The organism is Mycolicibacter terrae (assembly GCF_010727125.1).
GTDB lineage: Bacteria > Actinomycetota > Actinomycetes > Mycobacteriales > Mycobacteriaceae > Mycobacterium > Mycobacterium terrae.
Map to the genome: position 1 here is coordinate 420,002 of NZ_AP022564.1, position 22,042 is coordinate 442,043.

Here is a 22,042-nt window from a genome sequence, read left to right on the forward strand (position 1 = left end):
CTGGGGTATATCTGAACAATGCAGCTCTTCTCATTCAACGGGCGTTCTCCGCAGATCGACCCCACCGCCTTCGTCGCACCCACGGCCACCTTGATCGGCGACGTCACCATCGAGGCCGGTGCTTCGGTGTGGTTCGGCGCCGTGCTGCGCGGCGACGACGCACCCATCGTGGTGCGGGAGGGAGCCAACGTGCAGGACGGCTCGGTGCTGCACGTGCCGCCCGGTGTTCCGGTGGACATCGGCCCCGGTGCGACGGTGGCCCACATGTGCCTGATCCATGGGGCGCACGTCGGCGCGGAGGCGCTGATCGGCAACCATGCCACGGTGCTCGACGGGGCGGTGATCGGCAGCCGCAGCCTGGTTGCCGCCGGTGCGACGGTGCTCGCCGGCACCCAGATCCCCGACGGCGTGCTGGTGGTCGGCGCGCCCGCCGTGGTCAAGGGTCCGCTCGCCGGGACCGGCGCCGAGATGTGGATCAAGGCGAACCCGAAGTACTACCAGGACCTCGCGCAGCGCTACCGCGCCGGACTGGAGCCGGTGGAGCCCGCCTAGAGTTTGCGGGCGGTCTTCGCCGCCCGCTCGACCTCCCAGAACGCCCGCAGCGCGATGAGCTGGCCGGCGTCGTTCACCCGGTAGGTGAACACGCCGTCGGTGGTGATCTGGTGGCCGGCCATCGTCGTCACGATCGAGCCGACGTTGGCTTCCTCGTTGCCGCAGGCGAAGCTGTCGACGAAGTTGAACTCGATCTTGTCGGTCGCCGCGATCGCCTTGTCCCAGAACGCCGAGATCGCGTCGCGGCCGCGGTGGCCTTTGCCTTCCGGGTCGAACGGCGACGGGCCGATGGGGTCCTCGACGATGGCGTCGTCGGCGAACACCGACAACCAGGCCTCCTTGTCGCGGGCGGTCACCGCGTCGCGGGAGCGTTGGCCTGCCAGGTGCGCGGGGTGATCGGTGCTCATGGGACTACTCCTGCCATCCGGAATGGATATAGGTGTCGGCGAAACGCTTCAGGGAGTCCTGCTTGGCGCTCAACGGGGCATCGAAGCCCAATCCGTCGAGCATCCAGGGGATCACGATGTTGTCGGTGACGCCGGCCGCCGCCAGCTCGCGGTGCCCGTCCACACCGAACTTGTCGATGCAGACCGCCTGGTATTCGAACGGCACGTCGGCGCGGTCGTGCTCGGCCAGCAGCGCCTGCAGTTTGCCGATCGTCTCGGCCAGCTGCGCGCCGGTCATCATCGCCGACGTCCACCCGTCACCGATCCGGGCGGCGCGCTTGAGGGCGACGTCGGTGTGCCCGCCCACGTAGAACGGCACCGGCGCACTCGGCGCCGGGCTCATCTGCAACCGGTCGAAGTCGTAGAACTCGCCGTGGAATTCGACCATCCCGCCGGCCAGCACGAGTTTGATGACGTCGATCATCTCGTCGACCCGGGCGCCCCGGCGGGCGTACGGAACGCCGCACCACTCGAATTCCTCCGGTGCCCAGCCGATTCCGACGCCTAGAGCGAACCGGTTGCCAGTCAGGTTGGCTACCGAGCCCACCTGGCGGGCCAGCAGCAGCGGGTTGCGGGACCCCAGCTTGAGCACGTTGGTGTAGAACCGCAGCGTCGAGGTGACCGCCCCCATCGCGGCGGCGGCGATCAGCGGATCCACCCACGGGGTGTCGGAGTTCCACATCCGCGAGCCGTCCGGGGTGTAGGGGTAGTCCGCCGCGGCTTTTTCCATGAAGAACAGCGAGTCGGGCAGCGCGATCGCGTCGAAACCCACCTCTTCGGCGCATTGCGCCAGCGCGACCAGTTCCTCCACCGGCCCCATCGCGACACTGAGGGTGTACTTCATCAGCCGGCGGGTCTGTCCGAGCTGACCACCCACATCGAGTAGTACTGCGAGCCGCCGCCGTAGGCGTGCCCCAAGGCTTTTCGGGCGTTCGGAACCTGGTGGTCGCCGGCCTTGCCCATCACCTGGATCGCCGACTCGGCGAAGCGGATCATCCCCGAGGCGCCGATCGGATTCGATGACAGCACCCCGCCGGACGGATTCACCGGCAGTTTCCCGCCGATCGCGGTCTCGCCGGCCTGGGTGAGCTTCCAACCCTCGCCGACCTCCGCAAAACCCAGGTTCTCCAACCACATCGGTTCGAACCAGGAGAACGGAACGTAGATCTCCGCGGTGTCGATCTCGTCGATCGGGCTGCTGATTCCGGCGTCGCGCCACAACGCGGCCGCAGCGTCGCGGCCGGCCTGCGGGTTAACCTGGTCGCGGCCGGAGTAGGCCAGCGGCTCGGTGCGCAGCGCGGTGGCGTGAATCCAGGCCACCGGCTGGCCCGCGTCGACGCGGGCCTGCGCGGCGGCCTCGTCGCCGATCACCACCGCGCACGCCCCGTCCGAGGACGGGCAGGTCTCGTCGAAACGAATCGGGTCCCACAGCATCTGGGATGCCATCACCTTCTCCACGGTGATGTCGGGCTGGTGCAGGTGTGCCAGCGGGTTGCGGGCACCGTTGAGCCGGTCCTTGACCGCCACCTTGGCACCGGTGTCCAGCGGGGCACCGGACCGGCGGATGTAGGCACGTACGTGCGGGGCGAAATAGCCTCCAGCGCCCGCCCCGACCGGTTTGGTGAACGGCACCGGGATGCTCAGCCCCCACATGGCGTTGGACTCCGACTGCTTCTCCCAGGCCATCGCCAGCACTCGGCGATACTTGCCGGATTTCACCAGACTGGCGGCGACGATAGCGGTCGAGCCGCCCACCGACCCCGCGGTGTGCACCCGGATCAGCGGCTTGCCGGTGGCGCCCACCGCGTCGGCCATGAACAGCTCCGGCATCATGACGCCCTCGAAGAAGTCCGGTGCCTTACCGACCACCACCGCGTCGATGTCGTCGAACGTTGAGCCGGAATCGGCCAGCGCGCGGTCGATCGCCTCGCGCACCAGGCCGTTCATCGACACGTCGTGGCGCTTGGCGACGTACTTGGTCTGTCCGGTGCCCAGCACCGCGGCCAATTGAGAGGCCATCAGTTGCGTCCTTCCATCACCGCGACCAGGTTCTGCTGCAGTGCCGGCCCGCTGGTGGCATGTGCCAGCACCCGGCCCGCCGAACGAGAGAAGATGTGCTGGGCGGCGAAGCCGATCCGCTCCAGCCCGGCGACGAACATCGGATTGGCCGCCAGCGCGCCACCCGAGGGGTTGACCTTCGCTCTCGACGGCAGCCGCATCGCCTCGGTGAGGATCAGCTGCTGGTGGGTGAACGGCGCATGGATCTCGGCGACCTCCACCGTGGGCATGTCGTCGCCACTGGCTGCCCGCGCCGACGCGGTGGTCGACGCTGAACGGGTCAGATCCCGGCTGCCCAGTACCGGCGACTCGATGCGGTGCTCGAAACCGGTGATCCAGGCCGGGTTTTCGCGAAGTTCGCGAGCCTTGTCCCCGGCGGCCAGGATGACCGCGGCGGCGCCGTCGGTGATCGGCGCGATGTCGTGCCGGCGCAGCGGGTCGGCGAAGAACGGCCGTTCCAACAGTTCGTCAAGACTGGTGGAGGACTCCACCGAATCCACCCGGTCGGCGGCCGCGAACGACTCCAGCGCCACCCGGGCCATCTGCTCCTGCGTCCACTGCCCGCCGTCGAGCCCGAGGCGGGCCTGCAGTCCGGCGATCGAGATCGAGTCAGGCCACAGCGGGGCGACGGTGTAGGGGTCGGTCTGCAGCGCAAGGATCCGCCGCAGCTGCCCCGCCGAGGACTTCCCGAAACCATAGGCCAGCGCGGTGTCGACCTCTCCGGTCAACACCTTGATGTAGGCCTCGTAAAGCGCCCACGCGCCGTCCATCTCCACGTGCGACTCGTTGATCGGCGGAACCGCGCCGATGGAGTCGATCGCCGAGATGAACGAGAAAGCCCGCCCGGCAAGGTAATCCGACGAACCGGAACACCAGAAGCCGATGTCGGCCCGTTCGATGCCCAGTTCACGGTAAAGCTGCTCGAAGCAGGGCATCAGCATTTCGACGCCGTTGGTAGTGCCGTCGGTGCGGCGGACGTGCGGGGCGTGGGCGAAGCCCACCACCGCGACATCGCGAGTGCTCATCTTCCCGGGTCCCCTTACAGGTGGTGCTTGTAGGTGTCGTATTCGGCGTCCGGCTCCCCGGTCGGCCGGAAGTACTCGATGTTCTCCATGCCGTAGGTCCACTCCTCGCGCGGCTTCCACACCGCCTGCACCCGCATGCCCATCCGTACCTCGTGGGCGTCGACGTCGGAAACCAGTGTCAGGAAGGGGATGTCGGCGCCGTCGAGAAGCACGTAGGCCGCCACGTAGGGCGGCGTGATCTTCTGGCCCATGAAAGGGATGTTGATGATCGCGAACGTGGTGATCGTGCCGGTGTCCGGCAGCTCCACGAACTCGGTGACCTGGCGCCCGGTGGCCGGGTCGGCTTCGCGGGCCGGGAAGTAAACCTTGCCGTTCTCGCCGGTACGCGCGCCCAGCAGCTTGCCCTCCTTGAGCGCACGCAGGTATGCGCTCTCCGGATGCGAAGCGCTGTGCTGGATCTCCAGATGAATCGGGGTGATCACCATCGACACCGGGTCACGCTCGTCGGAGCTCTGCGCGGTCGGCTCCGGGTCCTCGCCGATCGCGAAGTAGGCGATGTCGGTGATCGCGCCGACCGGCTCGTCGGCCCAGTGCACGTGCACCCGGGTGCCGGTGCTGATCTGGTCGGGGCCTTCCGCCGCAACCGCGTGCAGCATCGGCACGTCGGCGCCGTCGAGCTTGATCAACGCCCAGGCGAACGGTGTGTCGAGCGGCTGGCCTTCCAGCGGCGCCGGCTGCCAGGTCCAGGACACCACGGTGCCGACACTTGCGACCGGTACGATCTCGGTGAGCTGTTCATAGCTGACCGGGTCGTACTCGGCCGGCGGTACGTACACCCGACCGTCGGAACCGCGCACGCCGACGATGCGGCGCTCGCGCAGGGCGGTGAAGAACTCGCCGAGGACCGGACCCGTCGAACGGGTGTAGTCGAATGACAACCCCAGGGGGGCGGACAGCGGTGGTTCCGAGGGTTCTGTCAGGGCGGAGCGGTGTTCGCTGACGGTCACGGCATCGAGTAGAACAGGTTCTAGGAATCTGAGCAAGAAGACGAGAAGGAATTCACCGATGAAGCTGGGACTGCAACTGGGATATTGGGGCGCGCAGCCGCCCACCAATCACGCCGAACTCGTGGGCGCCGCCGAGGAAGCCGGCTTCGACGCCGTCTTCACCGCCGAGGCCTGGGGCTCGGACGCCTACACGCCGCTGGCGTGGTGGGGTTCGTCGACGCAGCGGGTGCGGCTGGGCACCTCGGTGGTGCAGCTGTCGGCGCGGACCCCGACCGCGTGTGCGATGGCTGCTCTGACGCTGGATCATCTCTCCGGTGGCCGGCACATCCTCGGGCTCGGCGTCTCCGGCCCGCAGGTGGTGGAGGGCTGGTATGGCCAGCGGTTCGGCAAGCCGCTGGCCCGCACCCGTGAATACATCGACATTCTGCGCCAGGTGTGGGCCCGTGAGGCCCCGGTGACCAGCGCCGGACCGCACTACCCGCTGCCGTTGTCCGGTGAGGGCACCACCGGGCTGGGCAAGGCGCTCAAGCCGATCACCCACCCGCGCCGCGCCGACATCCCGGTGATGCTGGGGGCGGAAGGCCCGAAGAACGTCGCGCTGGCCGCCGAGATAGCCGATGGCTGGCTGCCGATCTTCTATGCCCCGCGGCTGGCGGACATGTACAACGAGTGGCTCGACGAGGGATTCGCCCGGCCCGGAGCACGGCGCACCCGCGAGGACTTCGAGATCTGCGCGACCGCGCAGGTGGTCATCACCGAGGACCGCGCCGCGGCCTTCGCCGGAATCAAGCCGTTCCTGGCGCTCTACATGGGCGGCATGGGCTCGGAAGACACCAACTTCCACGCCGAGGTATACCGCCGGATGGGCTACTCGGAGGTCGTCGACGACGTCACGAAGCTGTTCCGCTCGGATCGCAAGGACGAGGCGGCCAAGATCATCCCCGACGAGTTGGTGGATGACGCTGTGATCGTCGGCGACATCGACTACGTGCGTTCCCAGATCAAGGTGTGGGAGGCCGCCGGCGTGACGATGATGGTGGTCGCCGCCCGCGACGTCGCCCAGGTTCAGCAGCTGGCGTCGCTGACCTGAGCTCTGCGCGGGTCAGCCGAACAGCCGTCCGACCAGGACGAACAGCGCCAGCGAGAACAACACGGCGTTGACGGCCACGCTCGCCGGTTCGTGCAGGCGGGTATGTGCCCAGGCGGCGCCGATCATCACCGCGCACACTCCGGCTCCGGCCACGGGGTGAGAATCTGCCCGATGCCGGTCAGGGTTGATGCGAGCAGTCCCACCGCGGCGAGTAGTTCCATCGCCGCGGTGAATCGCACCACCGGAATGGGGAACATCGCCACCCCGGTTTGGCCGGTGTCGAGGAGTCGTTGGCGCGACATGGTGAGTTTGGCGGCACCGGACAAGGTGAATACCGCGGCCAGTGTGAGCTGGGCGGCCCAGAGCGCACTGTTCATCGTTCTTCCTCCCGTTGGTGTTCATGGGGTCACCCTTGAAGACGAACGGCTCGCTGTCACGATCGCCGGCGCTGGATCGTCTACCTCGATGACGGGCTTTGACGATGGGAGGAGGCGACGTGGACGACAAACTGCCGTATATCGACGAGCACACGGTGAAAGTCGATGCGCCGCGAGGACTGGCATGGACCGCGTTGCAGCGCTACACGACGTCGCTGCTTCGCAACGTGGAGCGCAATCCGCTGCTGGTGCTGCTCGGCCCGGAACCCCGCGCCGGCTTCGCGGTCGCCGAGAGCGCCGAGCAACGGCGACTCGTTCTGGTTGGGCGACATCGATTCTCGCGCTACCGGCTCGTGTTCGAACTCGCGGACGCCCCGGGCGGCGGCACCGTGGTGTACGCCCGCAGTTACGCGGCCTTCCCCGGACCACATGGCCGCGCCTACCGTGCCCTGGTCATCGGTACCCGGCTTCACGTCGTGGCCACCAACTACATGCTGCGCGCGATCCGCGCCGCAGCATGGGCTTGACGCCCCTCCAGGCGATCCGGGCCGTGTTACGGCACCTCGCCTTGCACGCTGACTAGAACACGTTCTAGATTGGCCGGATGAGCGAAGCCGGCCTGTGGAACATCGCCCGTGACACCCCCGACGCCGTCGCCGTGGTCGACGTGCACGGTGGTCAGCTGACCTACGGTGAGCTGGCCGCCCGCGCCGACCGCTACGGCCGCGGCCTGCAGACGCTGGGCCTGCAGCCCGGCGACGTGTTGGTGATGGTGCTGCCCAACACCGTCGACACGTTGGCGGTGTACTTCGCCGCCATGCAGACCGGGCTGTACATCGTGGCGATCAACTGGCATCTGACCGGCCCGGAGATCGGCTACATCCTCTCCGACAGCGGAGCTAAAGCCCTTGTCGCCCACGAGCGTTTCGCCGAGGCGTCGAAGATCGCCGCCGACGAGGCCGGCCTGGCCGCCGACCGTCGATTCGCCGTCGGCGACATCGACGGCTTCACCGCGCTGTCGGCGCTGGGCGCCGGCGAAGAGGGCCGGCCCGATGTGCGCACCATGGGCGCGGCGATGCTCTACACCTCGGGCACCACCGGCAAGCCCAAGGGCGTCAAGCGCCCGCTGACCGGCGCCGACCCCGACGCGGTGCCGGTGGCCTCCGCGGGATTCTTCGCCCTGTATGACCTGGCGCCGTTCGACAACCACGTGCACATCTGCGGCTCGCCGCTGTATCACACTGCGGTGCTGAACTTCTCGGCCATCTCCATCCAGCTGGGCCACAAGGTGGTGCTGATGGACAAGTGGGACCCCGAGGAGATGCTGGCCCTGATCGCCGAGCACCGCGTGACCCACAGCCACATGGTGCCCACCCAGTTCCGCCGGCTGCTGGCGCTGCCGGCCGAGGTGCGGGAACGCTACGACGTGTCCTCGCTGCGCAACGTCATCCACGGCGCAGCACCGTGCCCGCCCGAGGTCAAGCGGCAGATGCTGGACTGGTGGGGCCCGGTGATCACCGAGTACTACGCCGCCACCGAGGGCGGCGGCACCAAGATCAGCGGCGAAGAGTGGCTGGCCCACCCCGGCTCCGTCGGCAAGGCCTGGCCGTATTCGGTGGTCAAGGTGCTCGACGACGACGGCAACGAACTGCCGCCCGGCGAGGTCGGCACCGTCTACATGCAGATGGGCGGGTCCAGCTTCGCCTACCACAACGACAAGAAGAAGACCGAGGAGAACCGCGCCGGCGACCTGTTCACCGTCGGCGATGTCGGCTACCTCGATGAAGAGGGCTACCTGTTCCTGCAGGACCGCAAGACCAACATGATCATCTCCGGCGGGGTCAACGTCTACCCGGCCGAGATCGAGAACGAGCTGATCATGCACCCGAAGGTGCTCGACGTCGCGGTGTTCGGAGTGCCCGACGACGACTGGGGCGAGGCCATCAAGGCTGTTGTGCAGCCCGCCGAGGGCGTGGTCGGCGACGACGCGCTGACCGCCGAGCTGATGGAGTACGCGAGCGCGCGGCTGGCGAAATTCAAGCTGCCCAAGACGATTGACTACATCGCCGAGATGCCGCGCGACCCCAACGGCAAGCTGTACAAGCGGAAATTGCGGGATCCGTACTGGGAGGGGCGGGGAGCGAAGATTTAGGGGGCTTGGGTCGGTTCTGTGCGAACGATGCCGCTGCATGGGCGAGCAGGGGAGACCACGTTAATCGGCGCCCTCAATTACCATCTGTTCAATCTCGTCTACCGATTTCGTTATTAGATGACTAAAAATCGTCGCGTTGACCGCGGACGATATGACCCGGTCGCCGTTTGAACAGATTTCATAGCCGCGGTCGACCCGCGTGACTTGGATACCGGAGGCGTAACCCAGTCGATAGAGGTCTGTCCCCAATGGCCCGGATGCAAGGCTTGGACACGCTGCTGTTCCCCAATCCCAGATCAGGTACTTCTCCGCTAGATCGAAATTCGAAAACTTGGCCGCGCCGTTCGTTCGCCGACCGCGATCATCTACTGTGTCCGCTATCCACCAAGAAGACTCTCGGTGCAAATGGACCGAATAATCATCGGACCTGAAGGCGATTTGGCAGTCATCGCAAGTCGTCGAAACCGACACGTTGCCACCGCTGAACATTGGTGCCCAACGACGCCAATGCTGGGTTAGGCGCGACATATCTTCCATTATTGTTGTCTCCTCAGGAATCCGGAACGGATCAGTTCCTCGACACTTCCGGTATCTCCGAATTCGTCAATTATTCGGAATTGGGTACCGCCGCCGGGCTGGTGAAACCAAGGTGCGGTTTGTGACTGCTCGATATGCCAGCCTGGGGGAAGCGCTGTGGGATCGTCGACGACATACCGAAGATACGGCTTTGTCGCACTTTCCGGCGGGAGCGACAACTCGGCAAAGGGTGTACCTTTCGGCGCCATGTAACCGCCGTACTCGGAGCCGAAGCGTCCAAGTTCGGTTCCAGTGGCCAAGTTGGCGTTGGGAATGACAGTTCCCGGTATCGCGTAGGGTTTGCTGGCCAGGCCGTCATTGGGGTAGATCAGGTGCCCGGCCGAGTCGGTGAAATGTGGTCCGGGTTCGATCGGGTGGTAGCCGTCAAATAGCGGTGAATCCGCGGGTAGCGGATGGACTTCGGCTGCCGGGGCGGGCGCGTGTGGGCCGCTGTGCGGGACATGGTCGTGGGTGATTACCGGTGGGAAGTGGTCGGCACTGGTGGTGACCGGCGCGCCCAGCCCGGGGTGGTGAATGGCGAGGTCGTCGGCGGCGGCTTGGGCGCGGATTTCGGCTTGGGCGATGGCCCGGGGGAGGACGTTGTCAGCGGTCAGGCCGGTGGCGCTGCCGCCGCCGGCTTCGAGGGCTTCGCGGGCGAACAGGGTCCGCATGCCCTGCCAGCCGGCTTCTACGCTGGCTTTGCCGGCGGTGACCGCGGGTCCGGCGCCGACCGCGGTGAAGATGGTGTTCTGCAGTAGCGCGTCATCGGGGGTGACGCGGCCGGGGTCGAGGAATCGGGAGGCGACCAGTTTGCCGTCCTGATAAGTGAAGTAGGCGCTACTGCCGCTGCCGGCGCCCTGGTCGTAGATCTCGCCGGAGCCGTTCTTGAGCGTTCCGGTCACTACCATCTTCTGGCCCTGCAGGGTGTAGGCGAACGACAACGCGCCGTCGGGGCCCAGCTGCACCGATGCGGGGTCGATGCTCGAGTAGTCCGGGATCTTGCCCAGTTCATCGAGGGCGTCGGCCAAGTTCTTCTTCAACGCCGGCAGTCGGGTCATCGCGTCCCGCGCCTCATCGCTGCCCGCGCCGTGGGCATAGGCTCTCGCCGCCGCGTCGTCGAGGGCCTGTTGGGCGGCCTTCACCCGGGCCATCGCGTCGAGGACTGCTTGGTCGTTGGCTCGCAACAAATCGTCGAATGCGCTCTGGTCCGTTGGGTCGTTCGGCGCCGGGCTCAGTGGCCGGTCCCAGCCGGCCAGGCGCACGGTGTCGTCGGCTTCCGCGCCGAAGTCGAAGACGTCGAGTCCTTCGGTGGCCGAGTCGAGGCTGGTGGCAGTCTCCCGGTCGGCGGCCACTAGATTCATCACCCGGTGCCCGATGAAACTGGCATGCGCGTGGGCGGCGGCGTCGCGTTGCTCGAATTCCTCTTCGCTGTAGTAGTCACGAGTGTCGGTGACGCTGTAGTCGTCATTGACGATGAATCCGTCGCGGATCGCGTCGTTGACCGCTTCCAGCACGCCCTGGCGGTGCGCTTCCAATTGTTGGTGGCCACGCTCGGCGATACCGGCGGCGGTCAGCAACTGCTCACAAGGCACCCCGATGGTGGTCACATCACCCGCGGCGCGCTGTTGAGCACCTTGTGCGGCCCGGCCACGCCAGATGCCGCCTCCTGGGGCCTGGGTCGCCTCGCGCACCTCGGTGAACCCGGCCAGCAAGGCGTGACTCAGCGACCGCCAGTACGCCGCCGCACTGAGCAGATATCCGAAGCTGGCCGATTCCACCTGCGACAGGCTCGGCACCGCCACCGCCAGATCAGCCATCAGGTCAGCACTGGGCCCCGCGGGGACAGTTGCGAAAACCGTTGGGCTGCATCGGCTTCGTTCGCCTCATAGCGGTCGGCTGCTGCGGTCAGCTTGGTGCCGGTGGCCCGCATCCTCTCCGCTGACGCTGCCGCCGCCCTGCTGGCACGACCCGTACTGGTATTGACTGCCCGCGCGCTGGCCTGCCAATTGGAGGCCACCCCGGCCGGTGGCGCCAGCGCAAATCCGGCGGCCAACGCCTGACATCGCGCCGCCACGGCCACCAACCCAGCCGGGTTAGCCTGCAATGGAGCCTCGGTCATGCGGTCGAATCATAGTGGAAGCGCTGAAAACTGGTGTGCAAGCGACCGCTGAGATCTGGTGTAGGTCTGGCACGACTATCACCGTGAGCGGCAGGTGATTGCTGACGACACTGATGCGGAAGCGCTTCACCGTCTTCAACCACCCCTGCGAAGCAACGATGTAAGCGAAGAATCGGCCCGCGGAGTTACGATCCGTGACGCGACCATGACACAGCCCTGGCCTGCGCCGCCGGCACCGGTCCGATCCCGCAACTGGGTGACAGCGACGCTAGCCGCCCTGGCCGTCGTGCTCGCCGCGGCTGCGCTAATCGTGGCGTTGACCCGGTCAGGCGCTGGATCAAGTCAGACCTACACTGCGGTACTAAAGGCTGCGGCGAAGACAGAACTTTGTGATCAGTATGCCTTAGCTGGACGCGCTATGCACATCGAAACGAATCCAGACGGAGAAGTGGCCTTGGCTCGAATCGCGATGACCAATGGTGCTCAAATACTTGAAAATGCGGCGGGTAATCCAGCGCTCGACAATAAATACCGTGACGCGGCACTTGCTTTGGCGGGGACATACCGAACTATGGCAGCGACCGGGAGCTTCGGAGACCCTGCGAAATTTGATGCAGCAGTCGATGACACCAACACCAAGGACCGCATCATGGAGGGACTGTGCGGTGGCTGACCTCCCGGACTCTAGGCCGTTTACAACGATACTGATCGGTGCGTGGTGGCCAGATCCACCCACGCAGCTAGTCAGAAGCGGTGGTGCGTCTGGACGCCGTGGACAAGATGCAAGCGTGGACGACAGCCGCCGCGGTCAATCATCTACGTGCACGGCTCACCGAGATCTGCGAAGCCGGGGATCAAGCCTGCAACGCAGCTGCGGCCTCCGTATTACCGGATGGCGATAAGCTCACCCAGCTCAATGCGATCAAGGACCGGCTCAACAGCGACGCCGCTGGAGCCAGTCGCGCCGCGGTAACGAAAATCGTCAGCGTCATCCAACAGCTTCTCGACGTTACCGACAGCAACGGTACGCCTCCAAATGGCTTGCTGCACATGGATTCGGGCATTGCCGAACCCCCGCCTCCACCGCCGATCGCAAAGGGAAGACTCCGCTAGCGGCCAATAACCTCAGCATCCCCGAACGTCATCTCAACGCGCCCCACCGTCGACGACATCATCGGCCGCTTCGGCAGGCCCAACGCGGCCAGCTCACGGGCGTAGGGATGGGTGCCCAGTCGCAGCGTCGTACCGCCGAAGGTCCCGCGAACCCCGGAAACCCGCATCTCCCAAGGTACTTCGCGAGTCACGCCGTCGAGGTGGCTGAATGCCTGCAATGTCCGCGACTTCGAGGTGAACAGGCCCGGCACCGGTAGTCCGCGCCCGAACTCCATCGTGGCGATGTGCTCGCCCTCGGCGGCGACGTCGAAACCCAGCCGCTTTCCGTCGCGAACGGTGAAGTCCGCCATGATCTTCGGGAATCCCCAGATGGTGCGTCCGGCCTCGCACGTGAATGCCTGATCCACCGGCAGGTGGTGGATGAACGCGCCGGCGGACCCGAGCGCGCGCCAGCCGCGGGCAGACGAACCCGGCGGGTTGATCATCACCGCGGTGCCGAATTCGTGGTACTTGCCGAGATCGCCGTCCATGTAGCGGGCCAGCATCAGGTTGACCACCGCCTGTCCTGGCCGATGCTGGAAGACCTTCAGCCCGCTGTAGTCGATCATCGCCTGTGCGGCATCTGACGGAACCGAGAACATCGCGCTATGCACATCTGCCTGACGGACGCGGACGGGCATGGTAAGCACAGTGCCAGCGATGGTGTGCTGCGAAATAGCCATGACGCCCACTGTAATCCGGAGGACGCTGATGACCGAGGTAATGGCCGATGCAAAGCCGGCGACCAAGCCCGACGTCGACCTGACCGATGGCACGTTCTACTCCGACGGCGGGGCCCGCGCCGCCTACAAATGGATGCGGGCGCACGAGCCGGTGTTCCGCGACCGTAACGGTCAGGCAGCCGCGGCCAGCTATGCCGCGGTGATCGATGCCGAGCGTAACGCCGAACTCTTCTCCAGCACCGGTGGCATCCGGCCCGACCAGCCGGGCATGCCCTACATGATCGATATGGACGACCCGGAGCACCTGGTGCGCCGTAAGTTGGTCAACGCCGGCTTCACCCGCAAGCGGGTACATGCCCAGCTGCCGTCCATCGGGAAACTCTGCGACACGTTGATCGACGCGGTCTGCGAGCAGGGCGAGTGCGACTTCGTCCGCGATATCGCCGCGCCGCTGCCGATGGCGGTGATCGGCGACATGCTCGGCGTACTGCCCGAAGACCGTTCGATGCTGCTGAAGTGGTCCGACGACCTGGTCGCGGGGCAAAGCTCACACCTGGATCCGGAGTCGGCGACGTTTCGGGCCGTCATGGAGGCGTTCGCCGGCTGGACCGAATTCACCCGGGACATCATCATCAAACGTCGGGCCGAGCCCACCGATGATCTGTTCTCCGTTCTGGTCAACGCCGAGGTGGACGGCGCGCAGATGTCCGATGACGAGATCATCTTTGAGACCCTGTTGATTCTGATCGGCGGCGATGAAACCACTCGGCACACGCTGTCGGGGGGGACCGAACAGCTGATTCGCCACCGTGATCAGTGGGACATGCTGCGAGCCGACTCGAGTCTGCTGCCCACCGCCATCGAGGAGATGCTGCGGTGGACCTCTCCGGTGAAGAACATGTGCCGTACCGTGACTGCCGACACTGAGTTCTACGGCGCCCAGCTCCAGCGGGGCGAGAAGATCATGCTGCTGTTCGAAGCAGCGAACTTCGACGAAGCGGTGTTTGACGAACCCGAGCGGTTCGACATCCAGCGCGACCCCAACAGCCATCTTGCGTTCGGCTTCGGCACCCACTTTTGCATGGGAAACCAGCTGGCGAGGCTGGAGCTTTCACTGATGACCGAGCGGGTGTTGCAGAGGCTTCCGGACCTGCGCCTGGCCGACGGAGCCGAGGTGCCGCTGCGGCCCGCGAACTTTGTGTCCGGCCCGGTTTCCATGCCGGTGGTGTTCACACCGACGGCACCCACGGCCGCGCCGAACGTGTAATCAGCGCGAAAATCTCGCGCGAAAATCGCTGGGAGTACACGCTCGCTGCGCCCAGGCATCCGCGACCCGGCCGAGGATGCCGCCTTCGGTGTCTTCGAGGGTGATTCGCAGGTCGATCCAGCCGAGCCCGGTCACCGTCTCATGGCGGCGGATGTCCTGGTTGAAGCGCCGGGTGCTGGTGCGGTGATGGTCACCTTCGTAGTCGAGGCCGACCATGATCTCCTCCCAGCCCATGTCGATGACGGCCACCAAACGTCCCCACTCGTCATGGACCGGGATCTGGGTCTGTGGCGGCGGATAACCAGCCCGGATGAGAAGCAGTCGCAGCCAGGTTTCCCGCGGTGAGTCGGCGCCGGCGTCGACCAGTGGGAGTACGGCTCGGGCACGACGGATTCCACGTCTGCCGCGATACCGTTCGGCCAGGGACTCGATATCGACGGTCTTGAGGTGAGTGGCTTGGGCGAGGGAGTCGATGGCCGCGACAGCCTGTCCGAGGGGGTACCGACGGGCAAGGTCTAATGCGGTACGGGCGGGGGTGGTCGCCGGAATGCCGCCGATCAGTTGGACTTCGTCGTCGCTGACGCGGTCCGACCAGGTGCGAATGTCCTTAGGCGGGCGGCGATAGTCGTACAGCAACTCGGCCGGTGCGCGATAGTCGACCCATTTCGCACCGTGCAGTGACGCAGCGGATTGACCCGCGACGACGCCGCGTCGCCGTGACCACAGCCACGCGGCTTGAGCCCGCAACACCGCGGTGGGTCGAGTACCGGCCGGTACATATACGTCTGGATGGATCGCCACGTAGCGGCTCCGCAAGACGTACGGCCTCAGCCGGCCACTTCGGACGGCCTCACTGCCCAGGAACGGCGTCGCCATGGCAGGAGTCTGCCTACGCCCCCTGACAGGAACGCCGAACGTGTACTGGTTGTGAAAATCCGGCCGGAATTTCGCAGTGGTTACACGTTCGGCGGCAGGACCGGTGGGGCGACGGGCGCGAGTCCGGCCCGCAGCGACTCCACGATCGCGTCCACAGGCGAACGCCACTGCAATCCCAGGTCGGCCAAGGTCGCCGAGTCGTCGGTCGGGGTGGCCGAGGTCAGCAACCACGCCGCCTCGTAGCTCAACGATTCCGGCAGCGGCAGCAGCTTGCTGGCCAGATCGCTGACCCGGCCGATGCCCTTGAACACACTGGGCGCGACCCGGATTCGACGCACCGACGCGCCCAAACCGACCTCCACCGCGGCGATCATCTCGTCGAAGCCGACCATGATCCCGCCGCACAGATAGCGGTGCGGGCCTCGACCGGGCTTCATCAAAGACGAATGCACCAGACCGATGTCGCGGACATCGACCATCGCCATGCCGCCGCGCACCACCGGCGCCACGCGGTACTGCACGATCGGCGCCCAGCCGCGCTCGGTGACACCCGGCGCCGTCCAGAACGCCGGGCCGACCACGCTGGAGGGATAGGTGACCACCACCGGGGCACCCTCTTCTTGCAGTCGGCGGGCCACCCGCTCGCCGTAAGCCTTGGTGCGGGCGTAGGCGCTGCGCCCGGGAACGGTAGGCGAGTCCGGGCCGATGACACCGTTGGGCGGCGGGAACAGGGCGCTGTAGCTGCTGACCGACACCACCGGGTCCAGGCCGGCGGCCACCGCCCGGGTCAGGATCGCCTCGGTGGCGTGGGCGTTGATGTCCCACATCAGCTTTTCCAGGCGGTCGTTGGTGCCAACAACCCCGGCGGCGTGCAGCACCGAGTCGCAGCCGTCCAACAGCCGCCCGACGACGTCGGCGTCGCGGATGTCGCCGTCGAGCACCTCCAACGTGCCCAGCTCGCGCAGCTTCGGGATGACGGGCTCGGAACCGCAGCCCGGCGCGACCAACAGCCGCACCGAATGCCCGGCCTCCAGCAGTGCCTTGACGGTGTGGGCGCCGAGGTAGCCGGTGCCGCCGGTGACCGCGATCTGCATCAGCGGTTCTTGAACTCGGGTTTGCGCTTCTCGGCGAAGGCCCGCGGGCCCTCCTTGGCGTCCTCGCTCAAGAACACCTTGATCCCGATCTGGGTGTCGAGCTTGAAGGCGTCGTTCTCGTGCATGCCCTCGGTCTCGTGGATGGTGCGCAGCATCGCCTGCACGGCCAGCGGGCCGTTGTTGTTGATCTGCTCGGCGATCTCCAGCGCCTTGGTCAGCGCGTGCCCGTCGGGCACCACGTGGCCGATCAGTCCCATGCTCAACGCCTCGGCGGCGGTGATGTGCCGACCGGTGAACAGCAGGTCACACGCCATCGTGTAGGGAATCTGGCGCACCAGTCGCACCGCGGAGCCGCCCATCGGGTACAGGCTCCACTTGGCCTCGGAGATGCCGAACTTGGCGCTCTCGCCGGCGATGCGGATGTCGGTGCCCTGCAGGATCTCGGTGCCGCCGGCGATCGCGGGCCCCTCTACGGCGGCGATCAGCGGCTTGGTGAGCCGGCGGCCCTTGAGCAGGCCGTCGATGCGCGACGGGTCGTAGCTGCCGTCTTTGAAGGAGTCGCCGGGCGCCTTCTGGTTGGCCGACTTGAGGTCCATTCCCGAGCAGAAGTAGCCACCGGCGCCGGTCAGGATGCACGAGCGGATCTCGTCGTCGTTGTCCACTCGGTCCCACGCCTCGACCATGATCGCCAGCATTTCGCCGCTCAAGGCGTTGCGGGACTCCGGCCGGTTCAGCGTGACGATCAGCGTGTGTCCGCGCTGTTCAACCAGGGCGTGGGGCTGTTGTGACGACTCGGACACCGGCGTCCGCCTTTCCGCGTTGGGGCCTCGACTTGAAAACGAAATGTAACACGTTCTAGTTTGTGTGTTGTGGCTCTCAACATCGCGGATCTCGCCGAACACGCCATCGACGCCGTTCCGGATCGGGTTGCCCTGATCTGTGGCGACGACCAGCTGACCTACGGGCAGCTGGAGGAGAAGGCCAACCGGCTGGCTCATTATCTGATCGCCCAGGGCGTCAAGAAGGACGACAAGGTCGGCCTGTACTGCCGCAACCGCAACGAGATCGTCGTTGCGATGCTCGGCATCGTCAAGGCCGGCGCCATCCTGGTCAACGTCAACTTCCGCTACGTCGAGGGCGAGCTGCGCTACCTGTTCGACAACTCCGACATGGTCGCGCTGGTGCACGAGCGCCAGTACAGCGACCGGGTCGCCAACGTGCTGCCCGAGACCCCGAATCTCAAGACCGTCCTGGTGATCGAGGACGGCAGCGATGGGGACTACGCCCGCTACGGCGGTGTGGAGTTCGAGACGGCGCTCGCGCAGGGCTCACCGGAGCGCGACTTCGGGCCGCGCAGCGCTGACGACATCTACCTGCTCTACACCGGCGGCACCACCGGGTTCCCCAAGGGCGTGATGTGGCGTCACGAGGACATCTACCGGGTGTTGTTCGGAGGCACCGACTTCGCCACCGGTGAGCCGATCGCCGACGAGTACGACCTGGCAAAGCAGGCCGCCGCCAACGCGCCGATGATCCGCCACCCGATACCGCCGATGATCCACGGCGCGACCCAGTCGGCGACCTGGATGTCGCTGTTCAGCGGCCAAACCGTGGTGCTGGCACCGGAATTCGACGCCGATAAGGTGTGGCGCACCATCCACGACCACAAGGTGAACCTGCTGTTCTTCACCGGGGATGCGATGGCGCGACCGCTGCTGGACGCGCTGGTCGCCGCGAGCGACGGTGCTGACTACGATCTGTCGTCGCTGTTCCTGCTGGCCTCCACCGCGGCGCTGTTCAGCCCCAGCATCAAAGAGCGACTGCTGGAGCTGCTGCCAAACCGGATCATCACCGACTCCATCGGGTCGAGCGAGACCGGGTTCGGCGGCACCAGCGTCGTCGCCAAGGGCGAAGCGCACACCGGCGGGCCGCGGGTAACCATCGACAGGACCACCGTGGTGCTCGACGAGGACGGCAACGAGGTCCAGCCCGGCTCCGGCGTGCGCGGCATCATCGCCAAGCGCGGCCACATCCCGGTCGGCTATTACAAGGACGAGAAGAAGACCGCCGAGACTTTCAAAACCATCAACGGGGTGCGCTACGCCATCCCGGGCGACTTCGCACAGGTCGAGGCCGACGGGAGCGTCACCATGCTGGGCCGCGGCTCGGTGTCGATCAACTCCGGAGGCGAAAAGATCTACCCCGAGGAGGTCGAGGCAGCCCTCAAGACCCACCCGGACGTGTTCGACGCCCTGGTGGTCGGGGTGCCCGACGCCCGCTACGGCCAGCACGTCGCCGCGGTGGTGCAGGCACGCGGCAATGCCCGGCCGTCTCTGGAGGACATCAACACCTGCGCGCGCACCGAGATCGCCGGCTACAAGGTGCCGCGCAGCCTGTGGTTCGTCGACGAGGTCAAGCGCTCACCGGCCGGCAAGCCCGACTACCGCTGGGCCAAGGAGCAGACCGAAGCCCGTCCTGCCGACGAGGTGCACGCCAAGCACGTGGCGGCCGACAACTGATTCACCGGAACTTAACGGCAAACCGCGTCCGGCGACCGGGGGTTCGGCGCTAGTCTCGGTCGATGCAGCGACTTTCGGGCGTCGACGCGGCGTTCTGGTCAGCCGAGACGGCGGGCTGGCACATGCACATCGGTGGTCTGGCGATCTTGGATCCCAGCCAGGCGCCGAATTACAGCTTCGATCTGGTCCGCCAACTGCTGATCGAGCGACTACCGCAACTGCCGCAGCTGCGCTGGCGGGTCAGCGGCGCACCGCTCGGGCTGGACCGGCCATGGTTCGTTGAGGACGACGAACTCGACATCGACTTTCATGTGCGGCGCATCGGCGTACCCGCCCCGGGTGGGCGGCGCGAGGTCGAAGAGCTGGTGGGCCGGCTGATGTCCTACAAGCTGGACCGTTCCCGGCCGCTGTGGGAAGTGTGGGTGATCGAGGGTGTCAAGGGCGGCCGGGTCGCGACGCTGACGAAGATGCACCACGCGATTGTCGACGGCGTCTCCGGGGCGGGCCTGTCCGAGATCATGCTGGACGTCACCCGCGAACCGCGTCCGCCGCAACCGGAGTCGGTCGGTTCGCTGACCGGGGACCGCGTCCCCGGCTTCGAGCGCCAGGTGATCGGTGCCCTGGTCAACGTTGCGGTCATGACGCCGTTCCGGATCGGCCGGCTGCTGCAGCAGACAGTCCGCCAGCAGATCGCCACGATAGGGCTGGGACTGGCTCGCAAGCCACCGCGCTACTTCGACGCCCCGGTGACCCGGTTCAACGCGAGCGTGTCGCCGCACCGGCGGATCACCGCCACCCGAGTCGAACTCGCCAGGATCAAGGCCGTCAAGGACGCCTACGGGGTGAAGCTCAACGACGTGGTGCTCGCCATGGTCGCCGGTGCCGCAAGGGATTACCTGAGCAAGCGCGGCGAGTTGCCCGACAAGCCGCTGGTCGCCCAGATCCCGGTTTCGACCCGCACCGACGACAGTCAGGGCGAGGTCGGTAACAAAGTCAGTTCGATGACTGTGTCGTTGGCCACCGATATCGAAGGAGCGGGCCACCGGCTCAAGATGATTCACGAGAACACCCAGAGCGCCAAGCAGATGGCCAAGGCGCTGTCGGCACATCAGATCATGGGACTGACCGACACCACCCCGCCGGGACTGCTACAGCTCGCCGCGCGCGCCTACACCGCGACCGGACTGTCGAACCGGTTGGCCCCGATCAACCTCGTCGTCTCCAACGTTCCGGGCCCGTCGTTCCCGCTCTACATGGCCGGAGCGGAAGTGGAATCGCTGGTGCCGCTTGGCCCGCCGGTGCTCGACGTGGCGCTGAACATCACCTGCTTCTCCTACCGCGAACACCTCGACTTCGGGTTCGTGACCACACCGGAGGTCGCCGACGACATCGACGAGATGGCCGATGCGATCGGCCCGGCGCTTGCCGAGTTGGAGCGGGCCGCCGGCCGGGGCAAAAGCCGGACCGGGCGGCGCTGAGCATCACCGGCCCGGCAGCGCCTGCACCACCCGGATCATCGGGGTCAGCAGCTTCTGCCATAACGGACCCGAGATCCCCAGTGGCGGGTCCAGATTCAGGATGCGGGCGGTGGAGACCGTCTGCGACTCGGTGTACTTGAGGATGCCGTCGGCGCCGTGGCGCCGGCCCACCCCGGAGGCCTTCATCCCGCCCATCGGTGCCGCCGTGGACCCGAAGGCCAGTGCGTAGCCTTCGTCGACGTTGACGGTGCCGGACTTGATCCGGGCGGCGATCGCCTCACCCTGGGCCTTGCTCGCGGCCCACACGCTGGCGTTCAGACCGTATTCGGTGTCGTTGGCGCGTGCGATGGCCTCGTCGACGCTGTCAACCGGGTAGATGGAGACGACCGGTCCGAACGTCTCGTTGCGCCCGCACTCCATCTCGTCGGTGACATCGGTCAGTACGGTGGGCTCGAAGAACAACGGGCCGATGTCGGCGCGGGCGTTTCCTCCGGCGACAACCTTGGCGCCCTTGGCTTTTGCGTCGTCGACATGGTTCGAGACGGTCTTGATCTGATCTTCGGAGATCAGGCTGCCCATGTCGGCGGAGAAGTCATAGGCGCTCGAGAGCTTCATGGCGCGAACCTGCTCGGCGAACTTGGCGGCGAACTCGTCGGCAATCTCCCGCTCGACGTAGATCCGCTCGATTGAGATGCACAGCTGCCCGGCGTTGGAGAAGCAGGCGCGGGTTGCGGCCTTGGCGACCTCGGACAGGTTGGCGCCCTTGGTGACGATCATCGGGTTCTTGCCGCCCAGTTCCGCGGAGAACCCGATCAGCCGGGCACCACACTGCTCGGCCAACGAACGGCCGGTGGCGCTGGAGCCGGTGAACATCAGGTAGTCGCACTGCTGCACGATCGCGGTGCCGACCACGGACCCCGGACCGGGCACGACTGCGAACAGCTCCCTCGGCAGACCGGCCTGATACAGCAGTTCGGCGTTGGCCAGCGTGCAGTACGGGGTCTGGCTGTCCGGTTTGACCACCACCGCGTTGCCGGCCAGCAAGGCGGGGATGGCATCCGAAATCGACAGTGTCATCGGGTAATTCCACGGCGAGATGACCCCGACGACGCCCTTGGGGTGGTGGTTGACGACGGTCTTGACGATGCCGGGCAGCAGGCCCTGCACCCGCTTGGGGGCCAACAACTTGGCGGCCTGGCGCGCGTAGTACCGCGCGTTGAGCATGATGTCGACGATCTCCTCCTGGGCCGCCGAGCGGGCCTTGCCGGTCTCGGCCTGGGCGACGTCCATCAGGAAATCCCGGTTGGCGATCACCAGGTCTCGGTAGCGCTCGATGATCGCGCAGCGCTCTTTGACGCTCCGTGCCGCCCACCGCGCCTGTGCGGCGCGGGCCTTGGCGAAGGCTGCCGTCACGTCTTCGGCGGTGCCGATCGGAATCGTGGTCAGCGCTTTACCGGTGAAGACCTCGTCAATGGTCCTCGATTGGCGGGCGTCGACGTCGTCGATGGCGGCCAGCGCGCGCAGCCGGTCGAAGTCTGCGGCGGACGGAGCGGGCATGGCTGTCTCCTACT

The 22,042-nt window shown here is 66.4% G+C and carries 23 protein-coding genes; 9 read left to right on the top strand and 14 right to left on the bottom strand.

Annotation, left to right across the window (positions count from 1 at the left end; translation table 11 throughout):
• The first annotated feature begins 18 nt into the window (after positions 1-18).
• Positions 19-552: a gamma carbonic anhydrase family protein gene (locus G6N23_RS02025; protein ID WP_085261541.1), complete on the top strand. Its 534-nt coding sequence runs from the start codon at positions 19-21 to the stop codon at positions 550-552.
• Here G6N23_RS02025 and G6N23_RS02030 read toward each other — a convergent pair.
• The 5 genes from G6N23_RS02030 to G6N23_RS02050 are packed head-to-tail and all read right to left on the bottom strand — an operon-like array spanning position 549 to position 5,061.
• Positions 549-959, bottom strand: a complete 411-nt coding sequence (locus G6N23_RS02030) for a nuclear transport factor 2 family protein (RefSeq protein ID WP_085261542.1) — start codon at positions 957-959, stop codon at positions 549-551. The genes G6N23_RS02025 and G6N23_RS02030 overlap by 4 nt on opposite strands.
• Before the next feature lie 4 nt (positions 960-963).
• Positions 964-1,842, bottom strand: coding sequence for a TIGR03619 family F420-dependent LLM class oxidoreductase (locus G6N23_RS02035; protein WP_085261842.1), 879 nt, complete (start codon positions 1,840-1,842; stop codon positions 964-966).
• Entirely contained in the window at positions 1,842-3,017 is a 1,176-nt protein-coding gene (locus G6N23_RS02040) for a thiolase family protein (protein ID WP_085261543.1), read from the bottom strand. The genes G6N23_RS02035 and G6N23_RS02040 overlap by 1 nt, the downstream gene beginning before the upstream one ends.
• The gene (locus G6N23_RS02045) at positions 3,017-4,081 is read right to left on the bottom strand and encodes a thiolase family protein (RefSeq protein ID WP_085261544.1); all 1,065 of its coding nucleotides are present in this window, start codon (positions 4,079-4,081) and stop codon (positions 3,017-3,019) included. Before G6N23_RS02045 ends, G6N23_RS02040 begins: the two co-directional genes overlap by 1 nt.
• A gap of 14 nt (positions 4,082-4,095) precedes the next feature.
• Positions 4,096-5,061: a Zn-ribbon domain-containing OB-fold protein gene (locus G6N23_RS02050; RefSeq protein WP_173675083.1), complete on the bottom strand. Its 966-nt coding sequence runs from the start codon at positions 5,059-5,061 to the stop codon at positions 4,096-4,098.
• Positions 5,062-5,146: 85 nt separating this feature from the next.
• Between G6N23_RS02050 and G6N23_RS02055 the strand changes: the two genes are divergently transcribed.
• Positions 5,147-6,178: an LLM class F420-dependent oxidoreductase gene (locus tag G6N23_RS02055; protein ID WP_085261546.1), complete on the top strand. Its 1,032-nt coding sequence runs from the start codon at positions 5,147-5,149 to the stop codon at positions 6,176-6,178.
• Between the two features lie 12 nt (positions 6,179-6,190).
• Here G6N23_RS02055 and G6N23_RS21775 read toward each other — a convergent pair whose 3' ends face one another.
• Positions 6,191-6,331 carry a DoxX family protein gene (locus G6N23_RS21775; RefSeq protein WP_235687136.1) on the bottom strand — a complete coding sequence of 47 codons (141 nt, stop codon included), beginning with the start codon at positions 6,329-6,331 and terminating at the stop codon, positions 6,191-6,193.
• Complete coding sequence (locus G6N23_RS02060) at positions 6,304-6,555, bottom strand: DoxX family protein (RefSeq protein WP_234808658.1); 252 nt, start codon at positions 6,553-6,555, stop codon at positions 6,304-6,306. Before G6N23_RS02060 ends, G6N23_RS21775 begins: the two co-directional genes overlap by 28 nt.
• A gap of 104 nt (positions 6,556-6,659) precedes the next feature.
• Here G6N23_RS02060 and G6N23_RS02065 point away from each other — a divergent pair, with 104 nt between their 5' ends.
• Positions 6,660-7,082: a hypothetical protein gene (locus G6N23_RS02065; protein ID WP_165758717.1), complete on the top strand. Its 423-nt coding sequence runs from the start codon at positions 6,660-6,662 to the stop codon at positions 7,080-7,082.
• A gap of 77 nt (positions 7,083-7,159) precedes the next feature.
• Positions 7,160-8,707, top strand: a complete 1,548-nt coding sequence (locus G6N23_RS02070) for an acyl-CoA synthetase (RefSeq protein ID WP_085261548.1) — start codon at positions 7,160-7,162, stop codon at positions 8,705-8,707.
• A 536-nt stretch (positions 8,708-9,243) separates the two neighbouring features.
• Here the strand turns inward: G6N23_RS02070 and G6N23_RS02075 are convergent.
• Positions 9,244-11,100: a TNT domain-containing protein gene (locus tag G6N23_RS02075; RefSeq protein WP_095174037.1), complete on the bottom strand. Its 1,857-nt coding sequence runs from the start codon at positions 11,098-11,100 to the stop codon at positions 9,244-9,246.
• On the bottom strand, positions 11,100-11,402 hold the full coding sequence (locus G6N23_RS02080) for a hypothetical protein (RefSeq protein ID WP_133055492.1): 303 nt from the start codon (positions 11,400-11,402) through the stop codon (positions 11,100-11,102). Before G6N23_RS02080 ends, G6N23_RS02075 begins: the two co-directional genes overlap by 1 nt.
• 418 nt (positions 11,403-11,820) lie before the next feature.
• Here G6N23_RS02080 and G6N23_RS21780 point away from each other — a divergent pair, with 418 nt between their 5' ends.
• The gene (locus G6N23_RS21780; protein ID WP_234808659.1) at positions 11,821-12,075 is read left to right on the top strand and encodes a hypothetical protein; all 255 of its coding nucleotides are present in this window, start codon (positions 11,821-11,823) and stop codon (positions 12,073-12,075) included.
• 80 nt (positions 12,076-12,155) lie between these two features.
• Positions 12,156-12,515: a hypothetical protein gene (locus G6N23_RS02090; RefSeq protein WP_133055493.1), complete on the top strand. Its 360-nt coding sequence runs from the start codon at positions 12,156-12,158 to the stop codon at positions 12,513-12,515.
• Here G6N23_RS02090 and G6N23_RS02095 read toward each other — a convergent pair.
• Positions 12,512-13,237 (bottom strand): acetoacetate decarboxylase family protein, encoded by a 726-nt coding sequence (locus G6N23_RS02095; RefSeq protein WP_095174261.1) that lies wholly within the window; start codon positions 13,235-13,237, stop codon positions 12,512-12,514. The two genes, G6N23_RS02090 and G6N23_RS02095, sit on opposite strands and share 4 nt — an antisense overlap.
• Before the next feature lie 28 nt (positions 13,238-13,265).
• On the opposite strand from G6N23_RS02095, the gene G6N23_RS02100 reads away from it, so the two are divergent.
• Positions 13,266-14,504, top strand: a complete 1,239-nt coding sequence (locus G6N23_RS02100) for a cytochrome P450 (protein ID WP_085261551.1) — start codon at positions 13,266-13,268, stop codon at positions 14,502-14,504.
• Here the strand turns inward: G6N23_RS02100 and G6N23_RS02105 are convergent, their stop codons facing one another.
• The 3 genes from G6N23_RS02105 to G6N23_RS02115 all read right to left on the bottom strand — a co-directional run bounded on the left by G6N23_RS02105 (position 14,505) and on the right by G6N23_RS02115 (position 17,274).
• Positions 14,505-15,380, bottom strand: a complete 876-nt coding sequence (locus tag G6N23_RS02105; RefSeq protein ID WP_085261552.1) for a type IV toxin-antitoxin system AbiEi family antitoxin — start codon at positions 15,378-15,380, stop codon at positions 14,505-14,507. It lies immediately after the preceding gene.
• 80 nt (positions 15,381-15,460) lie between these two features.
• A complete protein-coding gene (locus G6N23_RS02110) occupies positions 15,461-16,474 on the bottom strand; it encodes an NAD-dependent epimerase/dehydratase family protein (RefSeq protein ID WP_085261553.1) in 1,014 nt (337 codons plus the stop codon).
• Entirely contained in the window at positions 16,474-17,274 is an 801-nt protein-coding gene (locus tag G6N23_RS02115; protein WP_019735990.1) for a crotonase/enoyl-CoA hydratase family protein, read from the bottom strand. The genes G6N23_RS02110 and G6N23_RS02115 overlap by 1 nt, the downstream gene beginning before the upstream one ends.
• A gap of 60 nt (positions 17,275-17,334) precedes the next feature.
• Between G6N23_RS02115 and G6N23_RS02120 the strand changes: the two genes are divergently transcribed.
• Together G6N23_RS02120 and G6N23_RS02125 are read left to right on the top strand one after the other, a co-directional pair.
• Positions 17,335-18,993, top strand: a complete 1,659-nt coding sequence (locus G6N23_RS02120; protein ID WP_173675048.1) for a medium/long-chain-fatty-acid--CoA/3-oxocholest-4-en-26-oate--CoA ligase — start codon at positions 17,335-17,337, stop codon at positions 18,991-18,993.
• A 62-nt stretch (positions 18,994-19,055) separates the two neighbouring features.
• Positions 19,056-20,471, top strand: coding sequence for a WS/DGAT/MGAT family O-acyltransferase (locus G6N23_RS02125; protein WP_085261555.1), 1,416 nt, complete (start codon positions 19,056-19,058; stop codon positions 20,469-20,471).
• Positions 20,472-20,474: 3 nt separating this feature from the next.
• Here G6N23_RS02125 and G6N23_RS02130 read toward each other — a convergent pair whose 3' ends face one another.
• Positions 20,475-22,028 carry a succinic semialdehyde dehydrogenase gene (locus G6N23_RS02130; RefSeq protein WP_085261556.1) on the bottom strand — a complete coding sequence of 518 codons (1,554 nt, stop codon included), beginning with the start codon at positions 22,026-22,028 and terminating at the stop codon, positions 20,475-20,477.
• Positions 22,029-22,042: the final 14 nt, after the last annotated feature.

Bases quoted from the DNA above. Each gene is read 5' to 3' on its own strand.
- G6N23_RS02035 (WP_085261842.1), bottom strand. From the start codon at position 1,842: ATGAAGTACACCCTCAGTGTCGCGATGGGGCCGGTGGAGGAACTGGTC.
- G6N23_RS02105 (WP_085261552.1), bottom strand. From the start codon at position 15,380: ATGGCGACGCCGTTCCTGGGCAGTGAGGCCGTCCGAAGTGGCCGGCTG.
- G6N23_RS02070 (WP_085261548.1), top strand. From the start codon at position 7,160: ATGAGCGAAGCCGGCCTGTGGAACATCGCCCGTGACACCCCCGACGCC.
- G6N23_RS02100 (WP_085261551.1), top strand. From the start codon at position 13,266: ATGACCGAGGTAATGGCCGATGCAAAGCCGGCGACCAAGCCCGACGTC.
- G6N23_RS02095 (WP_095174261.1), bottom strand. From the start codon at position 13,237: ATGGCTATTTCGCAGCACACCATCGCTGGCACTGTGCTTACCATGCCC.
- G6N23_RS02125 (WP_085261555.1), top strand. From the start codon at position 19,056: ATGCAGCGACTTTCGGGCGTCGACGCGGCGTTCTGGTCAGCCGAGACG.
- G6N23_RS02040 (WP_085261543.1), bottom strand. From the start codon at position 3,017: ATGGCCTCTCAATTGGCCGCGGTGCTGGGCACCGGACAGACCAAGTAC.
- G6N23_RS02110 (WP_085261553.1), bottom strand. From the start codon at position 16,474: ATGCAGATCGCGGTCACCGGCGGCACCGGCTACCTCGGCGCCCACACC.
- G6N23_RS02080 (WP_133055492.1), bottom strand. From the start codon at position 11,402: ATGACCGAGGCTCCATTGCAGGCTAACCCGGCTGGGTTGGTGGCCGTG.
- G6N23_RS02130 (WP_085261556.1), bottom strand. From the start codon at position 22,028: ATGCCCGCTCCGTCCGCCGCAGACTTCGACCGGCTGCGCGCGCTGGCC.
- G6N23_RS02025 (WP_085261541.1), top strand. From the start codon at position 19: ATGCAGCTCTTCTCATTCAACGGGCGTTCTCCGCAGATCGACCCCACC.
- G6N23_RS02055 (WP_085261546.1), top strand. From the start codon at position 5,147: ATGAAGCTGGGACTGCAACTGGGATATTGGGGCGCGCAGCCGCCCACC.
- G6N23_RS02065 (WP_165758717.1), top strand. From the start codon at position 6,660: ATGGGAGGAGGCGACGTGGACGACAAACTGCCGTATATCGACGAGCAC.
- G6N23_RS02075 (WP_095174037.1), bottom strand. From the start codon at position 11,100: ATGGCTGATCTGGCGGTGGCGGTGCCGAGCCTGTCGCAGGTGGAATCG.
- G6N23_RS21780 (WP_234808659.1), top strand. From the start codon at position 11,821: ATGCACATCGAAACGAATCCAGACGGAGAAGTGGCCTTGGCTCGAATC.
- G6N23_RS02030 (WP_085261542.1), bottom strand. From the start codon at position 959: ATGAGCACCGATCACCCCGCGCACCTGGCAGGCCAACGCTCCCGCGAC.
- G6N23_RS02045 (WP_085261544.1), bottom strand. From the start codon at position 4,081: ATGAGCACTCGCGATGTCGCGGTGGTGGGCTTCGCCCACGCCCCGCAC.
- G6N23_RS02060 (WP_234808658.1), bottom strand. From the start codon at position 6,555: ATGAACAGTGCGCTCTGGGCCGCCCAGCTCACACTGGCCGCGGTATTC.